The 19,703-nt window shown below is 43.0% G+C and carries 17 protein-coding genes; 9 read left to right on the top strand and 8 right to left on the bottom strand.

Annotated elements, in window-relative coordinates; genetic code table 11:
* Both NST59_RS02220 and NST59_RS02215 read right to left on the bottom strand, forming a co-directional pair.
* Entirely contained in the window at window positions 1-435 is a 435-nt protein-coding gene (locus tag NST59_RS02220; RefSeq protein ID WP_039176556.1) for a PTS sugar transporter subunit IIA, read from the bottom strand.
* Window positions 436-529: 94 nt separating this feature from the next.
* Window positions 530-1,972 (bottom strand): PTS mannitol transporter subunit IICB, encoded by a 1,443-nt coding sequence (locus NST59_RS02215; RefSeq protein WP_039176553.1) that lies wholly within the window; start codon window positions 1,970-1,972, stop codon window positions 530-532.
* Window positions 1,973-2,479: 507 nt separating this feature from the next.
* Here NST59_RS02215 and NST59_RS02210 point away from each other — a divergent pair.
* The 3 genes from NST59_RS02210 (at window position 2,480) to NST59_RS02200 (ending at window position 5,508) form a co-directional block, all read left to right on the top strand.
* Window positions 2,480-4,114: a copper resistance CopC/CopD family protein gene (locus tag NST59_RS02210; RefSeq protein ID WP_126682212.1), complete on the top strand. Its 1,635-nt coding sequence runs from the start codon at window positions 2,480-2,482 to the stop codon at window positions 4,112-4,114.
* Window positions 4,115-4,130: 16 nt separating this feature from the next.
* Complete coding sequence (locus NST59_RS02205) at window positions 4,131-4,745, top strand: YcnI family copper-binding membrane protein (RefSeq protein WP_041089100.1); 615 nt, start codon at window positions 4,131-4,133, stop codon at window positions 4,743-4,745.
* Between the two features lie 166 nt (window positions 4,746-4,911).
* Entirely contained in the window at window positions 4,912-5,508 is a 597-nt protein-coding gene (locus NST59_RS02200) for an NAD(P)H-dependent oxidoreductase (protein ID WP_058837334.1), read from the top strand.
* A gap of 44 nt (window positions 5,509-5,552) precedes the next feature.
* On the opposite strand, the gene NST59_RS02195 is transcribed toward NST59_RS02200, so the two are convergent.
* Genes NST59_RS02195 through gabT form a run of 3 tightly spaced genes read right to left on the bottom strand, consistent with a single transcriptional unit; the run spans window position 5,553 to window position 9,648 of the window.
* Complete coding sequence (locus NST59_RS02195) at window positions 5,553-6,947, bottom strand: NAD-dependent succinate-semialdehyde dehydrogenase (protein ID WP_106025693.1); 1,395 nt, start codon at window positions 6,945-6,947, stop codon at window positions 5,553-5,555.
* Window positions 6,922-8,310, bottom strand: a complete 1,389-nt coding sequence (locus tag NST59_RS02190) for an APC family permease (protein WP_144490732.1) — start codon at window positions 8,308-8,310, stop codon at window positions 6,922-6,924. The genes NST59_RS02195 and NST59_RS02190 overlap by 26 nt, the downstream gene beginning before the upstream one ends.
* Window positions 8,311-8,331: 21 nt before the next feature.
* Window positions 8,332-9,648 carry a 4-aminobutyrate--2-oxoglutarate transaminase gene (gabT, locus tag NST59_RS02185; protein WP_144490731.1) on the bottom strand — a complete coding sequence of 439 codons (1,317 nt, stop codon included), beginning with the start codon at window positions 9,646-9,648 and terminating at the stop codon, window positions 8,332-8,334.
* Between the two features lie 109 nt (window positions 9,649-9,757).
* Between gabT and gabR the strand changes: the two genes are divergently transcribed.
* A complete protein-coding gene (gene gabR / locus NST59_RS02180; RefSeq protein WP_126682209.1) occupies window positions 9,758-11,182 on the top strand; it encodes a MocR-like transcriptional regulator GabR in 1,425 nt (474 codons plus the stop codon).
* A 31-nt stretch (window positions 11,183-11,213) separates the two neighbouring features.
* On the opposite strand, the gene NST59_RS02175 is transcribed toward gabR, so the two are convergent.
* A complete protein-coding gene (locus tag NST59_RS02175; protein ID WP_126682231.1) occupies window positions 11,214-11,525 on the bottom strand; it encodes an ArsR/SmtB family transcription factor in 312 nt (103 codons plus the stop codon).
* Between the two features lie 137 nt (window positions 11,526-11,662).
* Here NST59_RS02175 and NST59_RS02170 point away from each other — a divergent pair, with 137 nt between their 5' ends.
* From NST59_RS02170 to NST59_RS02150, 5 genes are all read left to right on the top strand, one after another.
* On the top strand, window positions 11,663-12,040 hold the full coding sequence (locus NST59_RS02170) for a hypothetical protein (protein WP_039176531.1): 378 nt from the start codon (window positions 11,663-11,665) through the stop codon (window positions 12,038-12,040).
* A gap of 138 nt (window positions 12,041-12,178) precedes the next feature.
* Window positions 12,179-13,045, top strand: a complete 867-nt coding sequence (locus tag NST59_RS02165) for a TetR/AcrR family transcriptional regulator (protein ID WP_228280305.1) — start codon at window positions 12,179-12,181, stop codon at window positions 13,043-13,045.
* A gap of 16 nt (window positions 13,046-13,061) precedes the next feature.
* Window positions 13,062-14,495, top strand: a complete 1,434-nt coding sequence (locus tag NST59_RS02160) for an MDR family MFS transporter (protein WP_107164135.1) — start codon at window positions 13,062-13,064, stop codon at window positions 14,493-14,495.
* Window positions 14,496-14,669: 174 nt separating this feature from the next.
* A complete protein-coding gene (locus tag NST59_RS02155) occupies window positions 14,670-16,046 on the top strand; it encodes an aspartate kinase (RefSeq protein WP_144490729.1) in 1,377 nt (458 codons plus the stop codon).
* Window positions 16,047-16,210: 164 nt separating this feature from the next.
* Window positions 16,211-17,056: a GAF domain-containing protein gene (locus NST59_RS02150; protein ID WP_039176521.1), complete on the top strand. Its 846-nt coding sequence runs from the start codon at window positions 16,211-16,213 to the stop codon at window positions 17,054-17,056.
* Between the two features lie 38 nt (window positions 17,057-17,094).
* Here NST59_RS02150 and NST59_RS02145 read toward each other — a convergent pair whose 3' ends face one another.
* Together NST59_RS02145 and NST59_RS02140 are read right to left on the bottom strand one after the other, a co-directional pair.
* Window positions 17,095-18,522 carry a sensor histidine kinase gene (locus NST59_RS02145; protein WP_106025697.1) on the bottom strand — a complete coding sequence of 476 codons (1,428 nt, stop codon included), beginning with the start codon at window positions 18,520-18,522 and terminating at the stop codon, window positions 17,095-17,097.
* A complete protein-coding gene (locus tag NST59_RS02140) occupies window positions 18,512-19,204 on the bottom strand; it encodes a response regulator transcription factor (RefSeq protein WP_106025698.1) in 693 nt (230 codons plus the stop codon). Before NST59_RS02140 ends, NST59_RS02145 begins: the two co-directional genes overlap by 11 nt.
* Between the last annotated feature and the right edge of the window lie 499 nt (window positions 19,205-19,703).

Genomic DNA, 19,703 nt, shown 5'->3' with positions numbered 1-19,703 from the left:
TTAGTTCACCTCGTTAAAGATGGCGATCAGTTCATCCTGATCCTTTGCATGAAGGATACGCTCTACGTTTTCTTCTTCTGAACAGACAATCGCAATTTGAGAAAGAATATCGAGATGCTCATTGTTTTTACCAGCGATGCCAAATACAACTTTAGCAATATTCCCCTCGCCGTATTCAACGCCGTCTGGAATTTGGATAATGGAAATCCCTGAATGAAGGACAGCCGCTTTCGCATCCTCTGTTCCATGAGGAATGGCAATTCCGTTGCCCATAAATGTAGAAGAAATATTTTCTCTTTCAAACATTTTGTCAACATAATCACTTGTGACATAACCGTTCGCCACTAAGACTTCGCCTGCTTTTTTAATGGCTTCTTCTTTAGAGCCCGCTTGTTCGTTTAGAAAAATATTGTCTTTTGAAAGTACTTGTTTCATGAAAGATCACACACCTTTTTTAGAATAGAAAATCAGAAAACAACCAAAACGGGGAGTTCAATTAGAAAAATTGGACTCAACCCGTTTCGTCATGTTATTTTTTCAATTTCTCAATCAGCTCATCGTATTTCGGACTGTTTAAGAAATTATCAACTGAAATATGCACAGCTCCTGGCAGTTTTGCCTTCGCTCTATCTGTTAAATCTTTATGAGTAAAGACCACATCGGCATCATCTGGAATGTTGCTGATGGATGTATTTGTCACATCAATATCAAGCTCTGCCTTTTTGACTTTATTCTTTAAAACGGATGCGCCCATCGCACTTGATCCCATTCCTGCATCACAGGCAAAGATGATTTTGTTCACGTCATCTGGATTGATCTCATCTGGAGATGCTGCTTGCTCGCTTGCTTCAGCACCTTCTTTTTGTGCTGTAAGAGCAGCTGCTGCTGCACTTTTCTTGCCTTTCATGTCTTGCATTTTTTCTGTTGCTGCTGTTAAGTCTTCATCCACTGCTTTAGACGCTTTCAAAATGACAGAAGCGACAAGGAATGATACGACCGCTGCCACGACAACACCTGCTAGAACGGCAAGGTGGCCGCCTTTTGGTGACATGAGCATAAGAGCGATGATGCTTCCTGGTGACGGCACAGCCTTTAAGCCTGCATTTAACAGTGTAAAAGTTAGAACGCCGCTTGCTCCCCCAGCAATTACCGCTAAAATGAGCTTTGGCTTCATTAAGATGTATGGGAAGTAAATCTCATGGATTCCCCCTAAGAATTGAATGACAATCGCACCCGGTGCAGACTGCTTTGCTGTCCCTCTTCCAAAGAACATGTAGGCCAGAAGGACACCGAGACCTGGTCCTGGGTTAGTTTCAAGCAAGAACAGAACGGACTGGCCTGTCTTCGCCGCTTGCTCCACCCCTAATGGACCTAAAATTCCTTGGTTAATTGCATTGTTTAAGAACAATACTTTTGCTGGTTCAATGAAGATACTTGCCAGCGGAAGTAAATGTGCATTGACAATGATATCTACACCTGCCGCAAGGGCTTTATTCAGACCTAGTACCACTGGGCCGATGGCGTAGAAAGCAATGGCGACTAAAATGGCACCTAGAATACCTGCACTAAAATTATTAATCAGCATTTCAAAACCTGATCTGATTCGGTCTTTAAACAGCTGGTCGATTTTCTTAATGAGATACCCGCCAAGCGGTCCCATGATCATCGCACCTAAAAACATTGGGATGTCCGAACCGACAATAACCCCGATCGTAGCGGTTGCACCGAGTACCCCGCCTCGATGGTCATATACGAGCTTCCCGCCTGTGTAACCGATTAAGAGCGGCAGCAAGTAGTTGATCATTGGACCAACAAGTGTATTTAATTGTTCATTTGGAAAATAACCACTTGGAATGAACAATGCAGTGATGAGTCCCCAAGCGATAAACGCTCCAATATTCGGCATGATCATACCGCTTAAATAGCTTCCAAAGCGCTGTACTTTTACGCGAAATCCGCTTTTTTCCTGCATCTATGAAAACTCCTTTCTTCTCTCCCTTTATTTAGGGCTTTATAGGTCAAAAGATATAAGAACAAGATTCAGTGAAGCCCTTATGCCTATCGTAAAACGCTTTCACTTTCTCATCAATTGAAACTAAATGTCACTTTGTCACATCGTGTGTGACAAAATTGAAAAATGATGTGAATTCTCTGTCAGATCTCAACATATAATGGGTGGAAAGCTTGATATGCCGTTGTTTTCACGCAAAATTCATGGGAATTTCACAACTTTCAAATGGTCACTTCTTGTTTCCTCTTCTTAAATCGAATAGGCTTATAATTGATCAAACCTATTCAATTAAGAAATGTCTGCGCAGACATGACACAGAAAAAGTGAACCATCTTGCTATTTGTTTCGTTTACCTTTTAGAGAGGGCGGTACAATAGAAGGAGCGGTTTTTTCTGTGACTCACAGTTTACTGCCGCTTTCTTTCTGATACATGAGACATTTTCATAGGTAGAAAGGCGGTTATTCACCTTGTTTAAAAATAGTCAGTGGCTTCTGCTTCTTATGGTCATGTTCGCTTTTTTCATTCCAAAGGAAGCATTTGCTCACGCATACGTCGTGAGCTCGAACCCAGCGGCAAATGAAGAGCTGGATCAGCAGCCTCCTTCAGTCTCGATCACATTTAGTGAAGGTATTGAAAGCGGGTTTCATGCCATTAAGGTGCTAAATGCAAAAGGTGATCGTGTGGATAAAGGAGATACGGTCATTAAAGATCAAAAGATCATGGAAGCGGCTTTAAAAAAGAATTTACCTAAAGGGATTTACACCATTCAGTGGAATGCGGTATCAGCGGATGGACACTCTGTCTCTGGCATGATTCCGTTTAGTATTGGAAAAGCGGCTGGCGGTTTTGACCAATTAGAGCAAGGTCAGACGGATGAATCCATTGATGTGGCTTCAACTATTGATAAAGCCTTTCTTTATACGTCATTCAGCTTATTCCTTGGCACCATTTTGTTTGGACTGCTTTGGTTCAGGGCAGCGATTTCACCTGTATTGGCGAAACGAATGAAGCGGCTTTTGACATTGTCATTGATCATGATGGGCGGAGCACTTGTGTTCCAGCTGCCGATTCAGACAAAATCAGCGGCAGACGTGTCCTTTTTTGGGGCATTTCAGCCTTCGCTTTTACAAGAAACGATTGCGTCCACTTCTGGCGGTAGTCTGTGGATGATGCTTATGGCGTCATTTGTACTTCTCACCATCTGGACAATTGTGGCGATGAGAAAAGGGGACTTCTCTTCTTTTCGTGTTTGGCTGTTTCCACTGCTTCTCTTCACAGTGCTGCTTTGGCTGAAAGCACAAATCGGACATCCAGCCGCAACAGACAATAAAATACTCACAACATCACTTGATTTCATCCATCTCGTCTCTGCTTCGATTTGGGTCGGTGGTTTAACAGCCATTGTCCTTCTTTTGATGAAGAAACTGCCAAATGAAGATGAGCCGCTCATACGGAATACGCTAGCAGCATTTCATCCTTGGGCACTGCTCTCTGTTGGACTTATTGTGTTTTCAGGATTTGTGAATGCCATCTTTATTTTGCAATCGTTTGATGCTCTTTTCCAATCAGCATACGGACGCACCTTTTTAATCAAGCTTGGTTTATTTATCATCATGGGCCTGCTTGGACTTATGCATTACTTGATGCTGAGATGGGAAAAAAAGCAGAAACGCAGCGTTTCGTTACGAGCTGAATGGATGATCGGGATCGCCATTTTGTTATTAACGGCTGTCTTTACTAATATTCCGAGCCCTCCTCCGCCTGCACCTGAGCCTTTCTTTGGCGCAAATCAGGTCGAGCATCGTGACATTGTGTCCTTGAGCATTACCCCGAATGCCCCGGGGAAAAACTCATTCGAAGTGGCATTTACAAAGAAGAATGGTGAAACGATGACTGATATTCAATCTGTGACAGCCAAGATTCATAAGGTGGCTTTATTCGGTGATGAGACACCAAGTGAATTTCAGCTGAAACGATTAAAAAATGGTCATTTCTCTGCTGAAAATCTCTTATTAAATGAAAAAGGCACATGGAAAATTGAAATCCATGCGTTAACTGGTTCTTTTGAGAATATCGATACCACCTTTATTAGAAGAAACTAAAAGGAGTTCATCACATATGAAAAAATACGTTAAAGCTTTATTACCAATGCTTCTCGCTTCATTTTTATTGGCGATTCCTGTGAGTGCGCACGTAACAGTCAAGCCTGATACGTCTGCGACAAATGCTTGGGAGACCTATACATTAAAGGTTCCTTCTGAAAGTGACAGTCCAACGACTAAGGTTGTCGTGACAATTCCTAAAGGCGTAGAATTCCAGCAATATGAGCCTGTACCTGGCTGGAAAACGTCAACTGAAGAGAAAGATGGCAAGGTGACAAGAGTGACTTGGGAGGCAACTGGTAAAGGTGTGCTTGCTGGACAATTTCAGCAATTCGTTTTTGTAGCGAAAAACCCTGAAAAAGCTGGTGAAGCTGCATGGGATGCGTATCAATATTATAAGGATGGAACAGTCGTTGAATGGACTGGCGATAAAGATGCTGATAAACCTCATTCCATCACAAACATTGTGGCATCTAATACCGTAACGGATTCACATGGTCAAGAAAAACCCAAAGAAGAGAAGGCCTCTGAAACAGCCTCTGCTTCTTCCTCACCACTTGTCCTTGGTCTGTCCATTGCTGCTCTAGTCGTGGCACTGATTGCACTGGGACTTGCTTTTAGAAAAAAATAAAAGCTGTATGAGCGATCGTTTTCTTAGAAACGATCGCTTTTTCTTCCTTTACACATTTAAAAATCAATTATTTTCCATTTTCCCAACTTGTTATTACCAATATAGGATTGAATAGGATAAATCCACATGCCATAATGAGACAGATGACCACATAGGAGGCTATGAGATGAACCATGTAATCATTTTTGCTCATCCCCAGCAAAGCTTAAATCAAACCTTATTAGATCTTGTTGTGAGCACTCTATTGAACAATGGTCATAAAGTGACTGTTCGTGATGTCTATGCGCTAGGTTTTCCGCCAGAGCTCACCATTGCAGAAAAGGCTGCGATCAAATGCGGTGATGTTCCGATCGACATTCAAAGAGAGCAGAAGCTGATTCAGCAAGCCGATGTGCTGACGTTTATTTTTCCAATATGGTGGACAGGCTTGCCGGCTATGCTAAAGGGCTATGTAGAGCGCGTCTTTTCTGAGGGCTTTGCTTATCAGAAGAATGAGCATGGAGTAATTGAAAATTTACTTCGGCACAAAAAAGGGGTCATTATCAACACGCACGATGCCCCGAGGAATTTTCTTGATTCCAATATGAGCTTCTCCTCCTCTCATCACATGACAACGGATACAGAAGTCTTTAATCTTATTGGGGTTCAGCCTGTCGAACGGCTTTTGTTCAGCAGTATGGAACAGGCATCTGCAGATTACATACATGAAATTCTGAAAGAAACGAAAGAAACGGTGGACCAGCTTTTCCCGCCGGCTGTATAACATAAAAAAGACTGCTGAGATTCCTCAGACAGTCTTTTTCACGTTTATTCGTCTAAACCAATAGATACATATTTTGTTTCTAAATATGGTTCGATTCCTTCGATTCCGCCTTCTCGCCCTATCCCGCTCTCTTTCATACCGCCGAACGGTGCTTGGACAGCTGATGGACCGCCATCATTCCAGCCAATAATTCCATAATCGAGATGTTCGGAAATGTAGAGCCCGTTCCGATAATTTTCTGTAAAGAAATAAGCTGCAAGGCCAAAAGGTGTATCGTTGGCTAATTCAATTGCCTCGTCTAACGTTTTGAATGTTGTAATCGGCGCCACTGGACCAAAGGTCTCTTCATGCATAATGTTCATTGAAGTGTCCACATGTGTAAGAACCGTTGGCTGGACAAAATAATATGATTTGTCATCGTCGAAATGCGTATCGCCGCCAACAAGAACTTTCGCCCCTTTATCCACTGCATCTTGAATTTGGCCGACAATTTTATCAAAGCCGCGCTTGTTGATAATTGGACCGATAGATGTGCCTTCTTCAAAGCCATTTCCCACTTTCAGCTTTTCTACTTCTTTGCTGAACCTTTGCGCAAATGCTTCATGAATGTCTTCATGCACAATTAAGCGGTTGGCACAGACACAGGTTTGTCCTGCATTCCGGAACTTAGACGCCACTGCTTGTTTGACAGCTAGTTCAAGATTTGCGTCCTTGTCTACGATGAGCGGGGCATGACCGCCAAGCTCCATTGATACATGTTTGACTGTGCTGGCACTGTTTTTGATCAAATGCTTTCCGACGGGCGTTGAGCCTGTAAACGTGATTTTTCGAATCAATGGACTATCTGTGAAGATTTCACCCACTTCTTTGCCATCTCCGACAACCCATTGCAGTGCATCCTCTGGAATGCCAGCTTCATGACCCAATTTTACTAGTTCAATAGCTGTCAAAGGCGTATCTTCGGCAGGTTTTACAATAAACGTACAGCCTGCTGCAAGCGCTGGGGCTGCCTTTCTCGTAATCATCGCCGCAGGGAAATTCCACGGAGTAATGGCAGCAACAGGACCAACTGGCTGTTTTGTGACGAAAAGGCGTTTGCTTGTCGTATGTGATGGGATGGTTCTTCCGTAGATTCGCTTTGCTTCCTCCGCGTACCATTCAATATAACCAGCCGCATAGACGATTTCCCCTAATGCTTCTTGATACGGCTTCCCGTTTTCTTCTGTAATGATTTTCGCAAGCCTTTCTTTATGTTCAATCATCAGATCAAACCACTTGCGAATGATATTGGCACGCTCATGCGCTGACGTTTTCGCCCATGATTTAAATGCTTTGTGTGAGCGGGAAATTGCGTCTTCGATCTGTTCTTTTGTATGCTGAGCAACTGAAGCAATTTCTTCTCCTGTTGCAGGATTATACACTTTGAGTTCGTTTGTCATGCTCTACCGTCTCCTTCGTTCTTGGATTCATTACATATAGTATATACCCAATGAGTACCCAACCTAAAAGCAATATCCATTCAGCTGGCCAAGATAAGGAGGCCGGCATTCCTGGAAAGTAAAATGAAAGGAAAAGAAGACTCAATCCGATGGCTAGAACGCCTGTCGTCCGCCAATATTTAATGCGGTATGGACGCTCAAGCTCGGGTTCTATTTTGCGAAGTCTCATAAAGGCGATGGACACAATTAAGTACCCGACGATAATTCCGACACCGCCCGCATTGACAATCCACAGGAGGGCAGGACGGCCTAATAATGGAGCAAAAAAGGCCAATGCCCCAAGAAACAAAATCGCATTTGTCGGTGTTTTATACTTTGGATGAATATACGCAAACCATTTGGAAATCATGCCTCTTTCCGCCATGGCATATAGGATACGGCTTGCCCCGATGATAAAAGCGTTCCAGCTTGTCACAATCCCTGCTACACCGCCAATAACCAGCACTGTTCCAAATGCTTGATGACCGAGAAGCTGAACCATGGCATCTGCTGTCGCTAAGGAAGAGGCTTCAAGCTGTCCTTTTGACATTCCAGCAGCTACCCCAAAGACAATAAGCAGATAAAAAACGACCGCGCTTACGATAGAAATAATCAAGATTCTCCCAATGATTTTCTTTGGTGCATGAATTTCCGCTGCTACTTGTGGAATGACATCAAACCCAACGAATAAAAAGGGAATCATGACTAATACCGCCATGAGACCGCCAACCCCGCCTTGAAACATCGGCTCAAGGTTTGCAAAATCTCCATTAAATGTTGCGCCGCCTAAAAGGAGAAAACCTGTCAGAATAATTGCCACAGTGAACACGGACTGGAAAATGGCGGCAGGCTTAGCCCCAATGTAATTCAGTGCTGTTAAAAACAATGCACCGCCAGATCCAATCAATACCCACGTGAAATACACGTCCCATCCACCAATATTCCATAGAAAGCCAGCATGCTTTGTTGGAATCACATAATCAATGACGGTCGGCAAGGCAACAGCTTCAAACGTAATCACGGACACATAACCAAACAATACGCCCCATGCTGAGACGAACGCTGCTTTCATCCCAAATGCCCGATGGACAAAAACGAGCCCTCCTCCTGTCTCTGGAATTGCAGATGAAAGCTCGGCATACGTGAGTCCAATAAAGATCACGAGAATGCCTCCTATCACAAAGGCAATCACACTGCCTAAAAAGCCAGCTGTTAAAATCCAATCTCCCGAAAGTACAACCCAGCCCCAGCCAAGCATTGCACCAATGGATAAAAACAGCACGTCTGACTGCGACATCGTTTTTGCCATTTGTTGTTTTTGCATACAACCATCCCCCTTTGTTGTTTAGCGTGCTTTGAAGGCGTCCTCAATGATCCCTAGTCCCTCGTGAAGCAGCTCATCTGTGATGACAAGTGGTGTTAAAAAGCGAATAATATTCCCATTAATCCCTGCCGTTAATAGAAGCAGCCCGTGATCGTTTGCATATGCTGCAATCGCTGCGGCTGTTTTCTTATCCGGTGTACGTGTTGTTTGATCTTCCACAATTTCAATCGCCGCCATTGCCCCTAATCGACGTACTTCCCCAATGAATGGATACGCTGTTCTCCATTCATTGGCTTTGTCCTCAATGACTTGTCCAATGTGTTCAGATCGTTGATTCAATTGTTCAGTTTCAATGATATCAAGAACAGCCATTGCTGCTACACAGCCTAACGGACTTCCTGCATATGTTCCCCCGAGCTCCCCTGGATCTGCCGCATCAAGCAGTTCTTTTCTGCCAACGACACCACTCAGCGGTAAGCCAGCTGCAAGAGATTTTGACACAGTAATTAAGTCCGGCACCACATCAAAGTGCTCAATCGCAAAGTATTTCCCTGTTCTCGCAAAACCGGTTTGGATTTCATCTGCAACAAAGACAATCCCGTGCTGCTGACAGAATGATGCAACATGCTGAACGAAACGCTTCGATGGTACAATGAATCCGCCCTCCCCTTGGACTGGTTCCATGACCACACAAGCAACGGTTTCTGGTGCAACGGCTGCGACGAAGAATTGATTGAATTGATCAATGATGTACTCGTCGTATGCGGCATCACTTAATCCTTCAGGCTTTTGATAGTAATAAGGGTACGGTGCTTGGTACACCTCAGATGCGAATGGTCCGAAGCCAAATTTATATGGCTTGACCTTGCTCGTCATGCTCATTGTCATATTCGTTCTGCCGTGAAAACCTCTTGTAAACGACACAACGCCCTGTCTTTTCGTATATTTACGGGCAATTTTCACGGCATTTTCAACAGCTTCTGCACCTGAATTAAGGAAAATGGCTTTCTTATCATGGTCTCCTGGTGTGAGGCGGCACAGCTTCTCTGCCAATTCGATATACGATTCGTACATCATCACGTTAAAACCTGGATGAATCAGGCTCTCTGCCTGTGCTTTGACCGCTTCCACCACCTTTGGATGTGAATGTCCTACGTTTAATGTGCCAATGGCGCCTGCAAAATCGATAAATCGCTTCCCATCAATATCGAACAGCTCGGCTCCTTTCCCCTTCGCTGCAAGATGACGGTTGCCATTACTCACGCCTCTTGCGACGTATTGATCTCTTTTCCCCTGCCATTCTTCAGTTGAAAAACGGTTTGTTGTCGTTTGACTCATTGTCATCCATCCCCTTTATATCCTTTTTTATTATTCTGAATATTTTTTGGTATGATAGAAAGTACCAATATCATTTTTTTCATGGTACCAGAGAGGATGGAATGGTGAGATGCTGACAATTCAACTAGATCAAACAGGGCAAAACGGATATATTTATCATCAAATTTATATGAAAATCAAAGAAGAAATCTTAAATCGCAACTTGCAGCCACACGATCAATTACCGTCCAAACGAGAGTTAGCCGATACATTAAACGTCAGCGTTAATTCAGTGAATGGCGCCTATCAGCAGCTGCTTGCCGAGGGGTATTTATACTCGGTTGAGCGCAAAGGTTTTTTCGTGGAGTCACTAGAAACGTTTCATGAATCTGGTCAGCTAAAACCCTCTTCTCTTCCTGTAGATTTAAAGGAAGAACCGATTGCACGAGACGACTGGTATTCCTTTTCACATATCTCCGTCGATACAGCGAACTTCCCATTTAAAAGCTGGCTGAAAAGCGAACAAAAGGCGATCCATCTCCACCAAGATGCCTTCGGTGAGCTTCCGCATCCACAAGGTGTGTATGAGCTCAGGGAAACGATTGCCCGGCTGATCGGACTTGCGAGAGGAGTCAAATGCTATCCAGAACAGCTCATTTTAAGTGCAGGCACACAGTCACTGATCCATTCGTTATCAAGCATCCTTCCAGCCGGTCAAGTATACGGGCTAGAAAACCCTGGCTACCGCCGGCTCTATCAAATGCTGAAAAACAATCATCATCAAATTGAAACGATTGGCATTGATCAAAAAGGTGTGCGGATGAACGACATTTATAAGAAACAGCCGAATGTGTTGATCATCACCCCTTCACATCAATTTCCAACAGGGGTGATTATGCCGATTTCCCGGCGCATTCAGCTGTTAAACTGGGCAGCTGATCAGCCAGACCGTTACATCATTGAGGATGATTATGACAGTGAATTTAAATATGGCACAGACAGCATTCCAGCGCTGCAAAGTCTCGATCGATATGACAAAGTCATTTATATGGGTACCTTTTCAAAATCATTGCTGCCCGGCTTGCGGCTAAGCTATATGGTGCTGCCTCAGCATTTATTGAGACGCTATAAGGAGGAACAGCATTTTTTCATTCAAACAGCTAATCTTTTTACACAATACACCCTTCTTCATTTTATAAAAGATGGGGCGTATCAACGGCATATTAAACGCATGAATGGTTTATATGAGGAAAAACGGAAGCAGCTCATTGAAGAGCTCAATATGGTTTTTGCTGACAATGTGCGGATTATTGGAGAAAATGCCGGGCTTCATTTTATCGCAGAGTTCCGTTCAAATCGGACGCAGCATGAGATTTTACAGCGAGCGAAAGAAAGGAAGCTGAAAATGTACGGTATGGATCGTTTTACCCTTGATGAGCAATTGCCGGGACATCAGCCAGGCTTTGTTCCGCTCGTCCTCGGCTTCTCGCATATGAGGCGAGAGGATATTCAACCGGCAGTGAAACGGCTGTACGACGCCATTTTCGGGAAATAAAACAGCCAGCTGCTCTTCATAGACAGCTGGCTTACCACCGCTTTTTATCTACAGCTAGAATCGATGACATGAGTCCAGGAAAAGCGGTCTCGATGTCTTCTTTTCTTAAAGAATAGTAACGGTGCTTCCCGTCAATTCTCACTTTCACGACGCCTGCCTTCCTCAGCACTTTGAAGTGATGGGAAAGCGTGGATTTGGCAATATTCATCTCATACGTGCCGCATGTCCTCTCCCCCGCTTCTGCCAAGCAGCGGACAATTTCTAACCGGATTGGATCAGCCAATGCGTGCAGCACAGAAATCAGTCTCATATCTTCTTTGTTTGGATGGTTTGGATTCGTCATACGATAAATGTATCGTATTTTGTGCCAACATACAATCTCATTCACCTAAAACTCATGAACTGACTAGGCATGTAACGATTTAACTTCATTCACGTCCATTACTTAAGAAACACTGTATTGAAGGGAAGGAACCTTTTTTGATACGTAACATATGGTTTAGTTTATTGCTCTTGCTGCTCACGTTTTCCTTATGCGCCTGCCAGTCAGTCCAATATCATTCCCAGTCAAAACCACCTAGTGCGGAAGAGTTATTAGCTATGGATCAGCAGGCAGATTTATTTCAATGGGAAGGAACCGTGTATGAAACAAATGTAGATTGGACGACATCCTTACACGTCACAAAACATCAGCAAGTAGGTGTCATTCAGAAAACAGCCGCCAAAAATTTTGAACATGGTACAGCTTCTAGGCTGCAAAAAGGGACCGCTATTTACTCTGTGAAGGAGAGAGAAGACCTTTTGGTCGTTGAACTTCACGGCAAAACAAAAATATATGTCGCACATGCGGAAGGATAAAGTACCTGTCATACAGACGGGTATTTTTTAAGTTCATTTTCTTGTCTTAAGGCATTGGTTTTGTTATGATAGCCAAAGTGACCACTCGGTTTCCATTGTGACCATATGGTTTTGCCGATTCGGAAAGGACTTAAGAAGATGAACGAAAAGCAAGAAGAGATTTTGCGGGTTTCGAAGAAATTGTTTTCTCAAAAAGGCTATATGAGTGTCTCCATGCAGTCAATTGCCGATGCCTGTAAAATATCCAAAGCGTCTATTTATAAACTGTTTGATTCAAAGGAAGCTCTTCTATTAGAACTGATTAAATACAATCAGCGCAAAATGAGAGAGATTTCCCGCATCATTCATTCAGAAACGACGCTGTCCAAAAAGGAAAAATTCACAAAGAAGATCAAGCTTGAGCTTGAAGAGTTTAAAGAGAATCATAAATTTTTGAACATGCTGTCCTTTGAAGCTTTTTCTCAGCATTCGCCCATTGTCATTAAGCATTTACGTGAAACACGCTCCATTATCATGCAGCGGCACAGAGACATTATTTTAAGTACATATGGTGAATCTGTCGCTCCATATGTCTGGGATTTAGTGATTGTTCTCAATGGATTAATGAGAGAATTCATCTTAATGCTGGCGATTGAGCAAAAAAACATCCAATTAGAAATTGCTGCCGAAATGATCATCGGTGTGATGGATCGTGTATCGAAAAAGCCTTGTTCCATTGAACCTGTGTTAACAGACGAGCTGATGAACTCTTATTTGCTTTCCTCACAGGACGAATATGACGAAGAAAAACTTGTCAATTCGTACTTAACAAAGATCAAACAAGAGCTTCACTCATGGCCAAACGGAGAAGAAAAAAATGATCTCCTCTCTGCGTATGAGCTGCTCAATCAGGAATTATCAAAGGACCAACCGAGAACCTTTTTAATCAGCTCACTGCTCGATTATTTAGGCAAAAACAGCGTTTTATCACAAAACGTGTCACAGCTGAAAAGCATCATTTTATAGATAAAGAAGGGATAACATGAACCAATCAACAACATCTTACAATCGATCTGTGATTGTTGGGATTTTTCTCGTTGGGGCATTCGTCGCGATATTAAACCAAACGCTTCTTATTCCAGCGATCCCACATATCATGGAGGACTTCAATATTGAGGTCAGCAAAGGACAGTGGCTTACAACAGCCTTTATGCTGACAAACGGGATTCTCATCCCGATTACGGCTTTCTTAATTGAGAAATTTTCGAGCCGTTCTTTAGTTTTAACGGCACTTAGCATCTTTACAGCCGGTACAATTCTTGCTTCATTTGCTACGAATTTCCCGGTGTTACTTGCAGCGCGTATCGTACAGGCAGCCGGTGCAGGGATTTTAATGCCGCTGATGCAAACGATCTTTTTAACCATTTTCCCAAAAGAAAAACGTGGGCAGGCAATGGGCATGGTCGGACTTGTCATTTCGTTCGCACCAGCGCTTGGACCAACACTCGGCGGCTGGATTGTCGATTCCTTCAGCTGGAAGGCTCTGTTCTATATTGTTCTGCCAATCGGTATCATCGACCTTATTCTTGCTTTCTTCTTAATGAAAAATGTCACACAGCAGCGAGAGACACGTATTGATGTCTTATCTGTCATCTTGTCGTCCTTCGGTTTCGGCGGGCTGCTTTACGGATTTTCTAGTGTCGGCACGTATGGATGGACGAGTGCGACTGTTCTCATTTCGCTGATTGTCGGCGCCGTGAGCTTGTTCTTCTTTATCCTGCGCCAGTCGAACCTAACAAGACCGATGCTTGAGTTTGGCGTATTTAAATTTGCGATCTTTAGCTTAACAACCTTCCTTGGAATGCTTGTCTTTGCTTTATTAATTGGTACAGAGACAATTCTGCCGCTTTATACGCAGAATGTCAGAGGGCTGTCTGCACTTGATACAGGGCTGATCTTATTGCCAGGTGCTCTCTTTATGGGATTCCTGTCACCAATTATCGGACGGATTTTTGATAAAGTCGGCGGAAGAGGGCTCGCATTAGGCGGATTTACGATCCTCACCGTTACCACCCTGCCATTTATGCTGCTCACCCTTGATTCATCGATCGCTCTCATTACGGTCGCCTATACGCTTCGCTTAATCGGGGTTGGGATGATCATGATGCCGCTGACAACGGCAGGTATTAACGCATTACCGCCTCATTTGATCCCGCATGGGACAGCGATGAATAACACGATGAGACAAGTAGGCGGTTCCATTGGAACGGCTGTGCTTGTTTCCATCATGAGCAGCTCTGCTGCAAATGCAGAATTAGCCAATCCATTAAAATCAGCCGTTCATGGAATGAATACGTCATTTTTCATTTCTGGTCTGATTGCAGTCATTGGACTCATCCTCTCCTTTTTCTTAAAGGCAAAACGTGATAACAAAGTGATGAAGCAGGAGATATCTTCCTCCTCGTCTTCTTCATAAGAAAAAGAGCTCGGCATATGGCCGGCTCTTTTTTCATATACTCACACAATACCGTCCTCTCTATAAATACATTTGTATTTCTAGTGAAGAAAAACCTTGATAATTTAAAGAAAAGAGTTGATAATAGGAACTATTCAATTTGTGAGAAAATTTTTACTATAGGAGATGTATGCATTGAAGGTCGTGAAATTTGGTGGCAGTTCACTTGCATCTGGCAAGCAGCTGCAAAAGGTATTTGACATTGTAACAGCAGATCCAGCTCGAAAAGCAGTCGTTGTTTCCGCACCAGGAAAACGGCATTCAACGGATACGAAGGTCACCGATCTATTAATTAGCTGTGGTGAACAATATTTACGTTTAGGCGAAGCACATGATTTAAAGGAAGCCGTCATCGAGAGGTATGCCTCAATAGCGGATGAACTCGGATTAGGTCAAGACATTATCGACACCATCAGGCAAGATCTAGACGCATTATTACAGGCTGATTCATCCCGCCCTGAGTGCTATCTTGATGCCATCAAAGCAAGCGGCGAAGACAATAATGCAAAGCTCATTGCTGCCTATTTCCGCCACCAGGGTGTGGAAGCTCATTATGTGAATCCAAAGGAAGCTGGTTTGTTTGTGAGCGATGAGCCTGGTCAAGCGCAAGTCCTGCCGGAGTCATATGATCATTTGTACAAATTAAGAGAGCGCTCTGGCATTATTATATTCCCTGGCTTTTTTGGCTTTAGTCTAGCGGGAGACATCGTTACCTTTTCGCGAAGCGGCTCCGATATTACCGGCTCCATTTTGGCGAACGGTCTAAAGGCAGATGTGTATGAAAACTTTACAGATGTGGATGCTGTCTATGCTGTCAATCCAACGATCGTTCATGAACCGAAAGAGATTACAGAGCTGACATACCGGGAAATGCGCGAGCTGTCGTATGCTGGATTTTCTGTTTTTCATGATGAAGCACTCATTCCAGCCTTCCGTGCAGGCATTCCGGTTCAGATTAAAAACACCAATAATCCTTCGGCAAAAGGCACAAAAATTGTGAATCAGCGCGATCATACAAATGGACCTGTTGTTGGAATCGCCTCAGATAATGGATTTTGCAGCATTTACATTAGTAAATATTTGATGAACAGAGAGGTCGGCTTTGGTCGTAAGGTGCTGCAAACATTAGAGGAATATGGGCTTACATATGAGCACGTACCTTCTGGCATTGATGATATGACCATTATTTTAAGGCAGGATCAGCTGGAGGAGCAGCATATTGAACAAGAGCTGCTAGACCGCTTAAAGCTCGTGCTTGATGCAGATGAGGTCGTTTTAGAGCGGAATCTCTCGCTGATTATGGTTGTAGGAGAAGCGATGCGTCATAATGTTGGCACAACAGCAAGAGCGGCAAAAGCGCTGTCAAAAGCGAAGGTCAATATTGAAATGATCAATCAAGGTTCTTCAGAGGTCAGCATGATGTTTGGCGTCAAAGCGGCTCAAGAAAAAGAAGCTGTTCAAGCCTTATATGAGGAATTTTTCTCTATGTCTACTGTCCCTGTCTCCCTTTAATCAGCAGGCTGCCAGATCTTAAGATCCGGCAGTCTTTTTTCCTCTCGCCGATTCGAGTTCTCTGCGCATTAAAGTGTATCTATTTCTCGTTTGATTTTGTATGATAGAGACAAATCAACTATCCGTTCCGACCTATGATCGGAGCTACAAGGAGTCCTAAAACAATGCCTCGTCAACAACTATTAAAACAGTTTCGCAATTTTCATGATGCTTCTACTAGTATTTTAAACATGATGAGTCAATTCATTGGTGTGAATACACTGTTTATCGCTAAAAATGATCAAAACACCAATCAAATTGTAAAAGTGTTAAATCATGACGAGCAGCTTCTTGAAGAAGGGGAAGAACTTCCTTACGAAAAGACATTTTGCAAGCTGGCGGTCGACCATCAGGCTACACTTGTGATCCCTGACATTTCGAAAGATGACCGATTTAAATACTTAGAGGTCACGAAAAATCTTCAAGGCGGCTCGTTCATTGGGGTTCCCATTGATTTCACAGATGGGACGAACTACGGAACGATTTGCGGACTTGATGTGAGACCAAATCATTTCACAGAAGAGCATGTGTATATGTTTGAAACGATGGCTTCTTTATTAAGCTACGTTCTCGAGCTAGACCGTGCCAACAGGCAGATTCAGCAATTGTCTGTACCGATCGTACCAGTTGTTGACGGTGTCGCCGTGCTTCCTCTGCTTGGTGATATTGAAGAGACACGTGCTCAGCATATTTTGGAAACCATTTTACAGGAAAGCTACAGGCTGTCGCTCTCTCATTTGGTTATTGATGTATCGGGAACAAAAAGCCTGAATGAACAGAGCATTCAATATTTGGTCAGCTACGCACAAACGCTGAGACTTTTAGGAATTTCGGCAGTTTTAACAGGCATTAAACAAGACCTTGCTTTAAGTGCGATTCAATCCAATATATCGTTTAAAGACATCACCATCCGAAAAGATTTACCGCAGGCACTTGCTCATATTGGGTTAACGTTTACCAAAAATGAATAAGTGGTGATTCACCAAAAAGGGCTAAAATGAACTTCATTTTAGCCCTTTTCTTCTGGAAACGGCAGTCGAATGGTAAATGTCGTTCCATTGTTTTTTTCACTTTTCATATCAATATGCCCTTCATGTAAGTCCACAAGCTGCTTCACGATGGACAAGCCCAATCCGTATTCTCCATACGGTGTATTCGTTCTTGAGATATCCGCTTTATAAAAACGTTCCCATATGTGTTTGACTTCATCTGGCGCAATGCCAATGCCTGTGTCTTCCACTTCAATGATCGTCTCTTGATTTCCTTGTTTTCCTCTTAAGTAAATACGACCACCTTCTGTGAATTGAATCGCGTTCTTTGTGATATTGACAAGCATTTGAATGAGCCTGTCATAATCCGCATAAACCTTTAGCTTGGGATCAACATCCACGATCAGCTGATTGTTTTTCTCTTCGGCGATTCGGCTCAGCTGCTCTTTCATCACTTCAAATGTGTCAATGAGTGGATAGTGAAATTTCTGAAGGGTAATTTGATTCGATCTAATTTTCTCATAATCCATATTTTCATTGACGAGGCGCAGCATACGTTTTGTCTCGTCAGTAATTAAGGAATAGCATTTCTCTTTCTCTTCTGCTGACACATCCGCTGTGTTCAGCCATTCCACCAGTCCTCGAATGGTGGTCAGCGGAGTTTTCAATTCGTGAGACACATCTGCGATGAATTGGCGTCTGCGCTTTTCGAGCCGGTCAATTTCCTCTCTTGATTGCTGAAGACGCTTGGCCATCATATTAAAATCCTCACCAAGTGTGCCAATTTCATCAAGGTGTTTGTTTTCAAGCTTGATGTTGTAATCACCTTGCGCAATCTTTTCAGTCGCCTCTCTCAACTTTTTGATGCGGTTCACATGAAATTTAGACAAGAACAGGCTGAGAATAAAGGTGATCGTCAGTGCCACAAATACGATGATATACAGATAACGATTCATTTGGGCGATGAGCTGTTCAGCGCCTTGAATCGGGGCAATAAGGACGACTCCACCCTTTAGCTTTCCATCCTCCATGACAGGGAGTGCCACAAGTGATGCCTCTTGATCAAGGCGGCGTGAATCACTTCGCTTGTCAATGATTTGCTCTCCTTTTGAGAGTTTGGCCCATAAATCCTTTGTCAATAATACTTCATGCGGCGGCATCTCTTGCTGCTGAGAGAGAATATCTCCTTTTTCATCAAACACGAAAAAACGAATTTGCCTCGTCGAAAGAATATCTTCAAATGGACGCAGACGAAAGGTCATCTCGCTTTTAGGGAGTCGTTTATAATCTTGCAAGATTTCATTCCCATAGGAGCTCATTTCATTCACTCTGTTTTGATAGGCAATATCTTTCACAAAATGAGATAAAAGGGTGCTGATAATGACAATGGCGATGAGCAATAACCCAAGATGACTGATCAGCAGCTGATAAAAATATTTAATCTTCATCGAACTTATACCCTACGCCCCATACTGTATACAAAAAGGGCTTAGGACCGTTCCCAATTTTTTGGCGCAGCCGTTTAATATGGACATCTACCGTTCGTTCATCTCCATAAAATTGATATCCCCAAATTTGCTCAAGCAATTGTTCTCGTGAAAATACTTGCCGAGGATGCTGAATAAAAAAGCACAACAGATCGTATTCCTTCGGTGTGAGGTTCTCTATTCGCTCTCCATCCAGGAAAACTTCCCTCGTTTTCTTATCCAACTGAAAATGTGCTGTCTCCAGCCGTTCACCCTCATTCACCTTTTCTTGAGTCGTTGTATGAGCAAAGCGTCGTTTCACCGCTCTAATTCTTGCCATCAAGGTGAGTGGGCTAAAGGGCTTGGTCACATAATCATCTGCCCCAAGATCAAAACCAAGCACTTGATCAGATTCGGTTTCCTTTGCTGTCAGCATGATAATCGGAACATCACTGATCTGACGCACCTTTTGACAAATGGTCAGACCATCCATCGAAGGAAGCATGACATCTAAGATGAGCAGATCCCAATTCTCCTCTTGCTGAAAGCGATTCAGTCCTTCTAATCCATCATGAACGAATTCAGCTTGAAATCCCTCTCGTTGAAAAAACATATCCGTCATTGTACAAACACTCTGATTATCTTCAATCATTAATATTTTCATCATCAGCCTCCGCTGCTGCCATTGTTTTTCTTTATGTAGCTTTATTTTACATCTTCCCTCTCAAATCTCAATTGGATTCCACTGTTTTCATGAACTTATCATCGTTTGGTCATCTTTTATTCATACTTTTTGAAAGAACTAATACTGCGGTGGATCACATGAGTTTTTTGATGATGGAATTGCAGAAGATGGTCAAGATGTTAGTTGAGTTATGATTCAACATTACTTTAAAACATATCAAGATGAGGACATTGTCATTTATGGTTCTTTAACTCATGAGGAATTCTCATATATTTAGATAAAGAACTTCCTGACAGTTTATGATAGATCTATTTAAAAAAGCTCATCTCTATTGATGAGCTTTCAGATTGTTGACAAAGGGCTAAAATGATCTTTATTTTAGCCCTTTGTCTTCCTTTCAGCGTGATAGAAAACCTTTGCAGTCTAGGAAGGGCGAGCACCGGAGCGCAAAACTGACACCGAATGCGAGGGTTTGTCT

Source organism: Bacillus sp. FSL R5-0439 (genome assembly GCF_038008805.1).
GTDB lineage: Bacteria > Bacillota > Bacilli > Bacillales > Bacillaceae > Bacillus > Bacillus safensis.
The sequence above is the reverse complement of the archived record's forward strand: the minus strand, read 5'-3'. Positions and strand labels throughout refer to the sequence as shown.